This window comes from Moraxella sp. K127, from assembly GCF_015223095.1.
Lineage (GTDB): Bacteria > Pseudomonadota > Gammaproteobacteria > Pseudomonadales > Moraxellaceae > Moraxella.
In genome coordinates this window covers 1-1,530 of the sequence record NZ_JADFBZ010000094.1, presented here as the reverse complement: position 1 = coordinate 1,530, position 1,530 = coordinate 1, and the positions used below count along the sequence as shown (strand labels likewise).

1 protein-coding gene is annotated in these 1,530 nt (G+C 48.2%); it reads left to right on the top strand.

The genetic code is table 11. From position 1 onward, the window contains the following. Nucleotides 1-1,530, top strand: a 1,530-nt coding sequence (locus tag IM753_RS12730; RefSeq protein WP_194109442.1) for a type VI secretion system Vgr family protein, incomplete at both ends; no start/stop codon positions are given.

Sequence of the window (1,530 nt, the reverse complement as noted above, 5' to 3'; positions counted from 1 at the left end):
GACATCCCCATGAACCATCGTGCTCATCTACACTCTCTTTATCTGCCCAAAAGTGTATCTGGCACCCCTTATCTATGGTTCGACAGCTTACAGGGGGTAGAGAGCATCAACGGACTGTTTGAATACAAACTCATCGTCAAAGCCAAAGACGAACATGGCAACCCTGCCCATGGCATAGAGGGACTAGAAGGTTATGTCAGTTTTGAAGCTTATCATGGCAGTATCATCCACCCCAAAGACAATGACACTTCTCTCTCTTCTTCCCATTCTCTCTCTTCTCTCCATTCTTCTCATGTCTCCCACACACCCCACATGCCTTCCCACCAAGGCACCATCTCCTACCAAAGCGTCGCCTCTCACTTAGACCTAACCGCCCTCATCGGTACCCCCTTAGGCATATCCCTTGACTTAAATGACAAACACCCCATCGACGATAGAACCATCACAGGACAAGTCATAAGACATGGCATCATCACCGGCTGTGCCAAACTCACCACCCATCACAGGCATGCCGTCTATGAACTCACCTTATCTCCATGGACTTACCTACTCACCAAAACAAATAACTACCACATCCACCAACACAAATCCATTCCACAAATCATCGAAGAGGTATTATCCTGCTACCCCTATCCTTGGCAGTTTGAACTCACCCATGACTATCCTGTACAAGACTACCAAACCCAATATGACGAATCAGACCACGCATTCATCACTCGCCTCATGAGTGAGCATGGCATCAGCTTTTACTTTGAACACACCAAAGACAACCACACCCTAATCATCACCGACCATGTCAGTCATCTAAAAAGACATGCCAATCCCTTTTATGACACCCTAACACTCTACCCGCCCAATCAGCGCATGCCAGAGTATGCAGAATACCTAGAGCACTTTACCCCCAAAAGCATACTGACCTGCGCCCAAAGTCTCTTATCTGATTATCAGTTTAAAACCCCAGGTGAGCCCCTAATGGCTCATGATACCATCAAAGAGGCACAAACTGACACACACAAACCACATCAGGCACTCATCCATCACCTACAACGCTATGAATGGCATCAAGGCAGACGAGCAGGCAATGACGAGATAGTCACACGAAACGAACAGCTCACCGCCTCTTATCAACATCAAAGCCTAAGTGCCACAGCACATGGCAGACTAAAGGGCATACAAATCGCTCACCTATTTACCCTAACAGGTCATCCCAATCAAAGCATGAATACCGACTGGGTTGTCTACGCCTTACAGATGAGCATCAAGCCCATCGATGAAGACAACAACACCCATCAGTACTACACCGCCGATACAAGCTTCACCGCATACCCTGCCACACATCCGCTTGTACCCACAACCCCCTGCCCAAGACCCATTGCCCGTACCCAAACCGCCACTGTTGTCGCCCCAGAAGGTGAAGAGATACACACCGACCAATACGGTCGCATCAAAGTCAAGTTCCACTGGGATAAACCCACACTCACCCAAAGACACCTTGTAGACAATCGCACTGATGATAACCAAGACAACCTA